Here is a 2,801-nt window from a genome sequence, read left to right as displayed (position 1 = left end):
AGGTTTTCTCACCCGATACCGAACATCGTTCGACTCGTGCCCTCCACCAGACGCCTCGCCGTCGCCGGCCTCCTCGTCGCCCTCGCTCTCGGCGCGGCGTCGGGCCGGCGGCCGCGTTCCGACCGCCGTCCACCGAGCGACCCGGCCGCAGAGCGACTCGCGAACCGAACCGCCGCGGCGACGGCGGACGTGCCCGCGTACTCGTTCACCGTCGGCGGGAGCGTCGTCGTCGAACGGGGCGACGAGCGTCGGACGGCCGCCTACCACGGCCGCGGCGCGTTCAACCGCTCCGAACGGGCGTACCGCATCGAAATCGCCCTCGGCGAAGACGGCGGCGGCTTCGACGCCGACAGCGAGACGCGGTTCGTCCGCGGTCACACGCTCTACACGCCGTGCCCGTACTCGCGGTACGTCAACGTCGAGGACGTCTCGTACGCGACGGCGCTCCCGGAGAACCGGTCGTGGACCGCGTACACGATGCTCGGCGGCCAGCGACGCCTGTTCGGCGTCTCGCGCGTCTACGACCGCGGGACCGACACGGTGGACGGCGAGCGAGCCCGCGTCGTCGAAGTCGTCCCCGACCGCTCGAAACTGTCGTCGCTGTCGGCGGGCGTCCCGGGCGACGACGAGGTGCGGCGGACGAACGCCGGGGCCGGGAACCTCCGCGCGACGCTCTATCTCGCTCCCGACTCCGCGCTCCCCCTCCGCGTCGTCGTCGAACGCGAACGCGGCGGCGGGTTCGGTGGTCCGACGGTGCGAGAGCGAATCGTCTACGACTTCGACTACGGGCCGACGACGGTCGAGCCACCGGAGCGGACCGTACGGAGCGAGGACGCCTGCCCGAGGCCGTGACGCCGGTGCGTCGCCTCGACCCGGACCGTGCCCTTCTTCTCGCGCCGCACCCGACGTTCGGACGTGTCTCGAACGCCCGACTGGACCGTCCCCGCACTCCTCGCACTCCTCCTCGTCCCGTGGTCCGTGCAGGTGTTCTCGGACCGGGACGCCACGCTCGTCTTCGCGTGGGGGCTGGTCAACACGAATCCGTTCGGCGTGACGACGCTCACCGACTTCCTGTTCGTCTACACCGCCGGACTGCCCGACTACATCAACTCGTGGCCGCTGTCGGTGGCGCTCTACCTCCTCGCACTCGGGTTCGCCGTCGTCGGCCCGCGGGTCGGGTACGACGACAGGCGCGTCGTCGCGGGACTCCTCGCCGTCGCGGGCGTCGCCCAGTTGTCGCTGGCGCGGGGGTTCTCGGTCCAACCCGGCCGGATGGCGTGGCCCGTCGGGACGCTCCTCCTGTTCGGCGTCGCGGCGTACGTCTACGGCGTCGGCGGCGGCGATTAATCGCCCGCCGACGCGCCGGGGCGGTACTTCTGACTCACCTGCTTCCACTTCCCGGTGGTGAAGCGGTAGTAGTTGATGGCGGCCGGCACCGTCGTCTCCGCGAGGAACGCGACGTACAGCGCTTCGATGTGCCCGGTCTGCGCGCCGAGGTAGGCGATGGGGATGGAACAGCCGAACATGCCGAGCAGTTGGCTGTAGAACGGGACGCGGGTGTCGCCGCTGGCGTCCAGCGGTCCGGCGGCGGCGCCGGAGACGCCCTGCATCACCACCGCGAGGCAGGCGGCGTAGACGAGCGACACCGCGACGGGAATCGCGGGCGACGACGGGTCGTTCACGAACAGGCGGACGATGGATTCGGCGAAGACGGCGACGAGAACCGCGCTGACGACGTACGTGGCGACGGCGAACCGCACTATCTCGCGGCCGTACGCCTCGGCGGTGTCTTCGTCGTCGCCGCCGAGGCTCTGCCCGACGAGACTCGAGGACGCCAGTCCGAAGCCCCACCCGGGCGTGTTCATCAGCCCCCAGATGCGCCGCGCGATGACGAACGCCGCGACGACGTTCTCGCCGAAGCCGTCGACGATGGCGAGCATCGGGAACTCCGCGACGGTCCAGACCAGCGAGCGTCCGAAGACGGGCAGTCCGATGGAGACGATGTCGGAGACGGTGTCCCGGTCGACGTACCGTCCGAACGGGTCGATTCGGATGGGGAACTCGCCGACGACGGGGAGGCCGCCGCGCGCCAGTCCGAGGGCGAACGCGGCCGTGACGACGACGTTCGAGAGGACGGTTCCGACCGCCGCGCCCTCGACGCCCATGCCGAGGCCGAAGATGAACGTCGCGCTGAGGACGACGTTGACGACGGCACCGCCGGAGCGGAGCAGCATGGCGATGTAGGCGTCGTCCGCGCCGACGAGCGTACGACTCCCGACGAGGTTCAGCCCCGCGAACGGGACGCCGATACCGACGAGTCGGAGGTAGCGCGCGCCCAGTTCGACCGCCTCGGCGTTGTCCGTCAGCACGGCGATGAACTGCGTCGAGAACAGCCAGAAGGCGGCCGTCACGGGGAGACTGGCGATGAGGACGAGCAGCGAACTGGACCGGACGGCGAGTCCGAGCCCGTCCGAACGCCCCGCGCCGTAGCGCTGTGAGACGAGGGCGAGGGTTCCGGCCGCGACGCCGCCGCCGAGGGCGAACGCGACACCCCAGTACGGCCCGGCGAAGCCGACACCGGTGATGGCGGCGGTGCCCGAGGCGATGCCGACCATGGCGACGTCCACCGCGTTCTTCGACATGCGCGCGATGCCGGTGACGATGCGGGGCCACGCGAGTTCGGCCGTCCTGACGGCTCTCTCGCGGTCGACGACGCCGAAGTGGGCGAGGACGAGACCGATGACGACGATGCTGCGCCTGATTGGGTTGGGGAGTCGAGACACGTCGGAGGGACACCTATT

The 2,801-nt window shown here is 70.7% G+C and carries 3 protein-coding genes; 2 read left to right on the top strand and 1 reads right to left on the bottom strand.

The window, feature by feature from the left end:
• Together GJ632_RS20725 and GJ632_RS20720 are read left to right on the top strand one after the other, a co-directional pair.
• Positions 1-852, top strand: an 852-nt coding sequence (locus tag GJ632_RS20725) for a hypothetical protein (protein WP_231751731.1), incomplete at its 5' end; no start/stop codon positions are given.
• Between the two features lie 63 nt (positions 853-915).
• Complete coding sequence (locus GJ632_RS20720) at positions 916-1,347, top strand: TIGR04206 family protein (RefSeq protein ID WP_343161299.1); 432 nt, start codon at positions 916-918, stop codon at positions 1,345-1,347.
• On the opposite strand, the gene GJ632_RS20715 is transcribed toward GJ632_RS20720, so the two are convergent.
• Positions 1,344-2,783, bottom strand: a complete 1,440-nt coding sequence (locus GJ632_RS20715; protein WP_343161300.1) for an MATE family efflux transporter — start codon at positions 2,781-2,783, stop codon at positions 1,344-1,346. The two genes, GJ632_RS20720 and GJ632_RS20715, sit on opposite strands and share 4 nt — an antisense overlap.
• Between the last annotated feature and the right edge of the window lie 18 nt (positions 2,784-2,801).

This window comes from Halogeometricum sp. CBA1124, assembly GCF_009741955.1.
Classification (GTDB): Archaea; Halobacteriota; Halobacteria; order Halobacteriales; family Haloferacaceae; genus Halogeometricum; species Halogeometricum rufum.
This window is presented reverse-complemented; position numbering and strand designations above follow the sequence as displayed.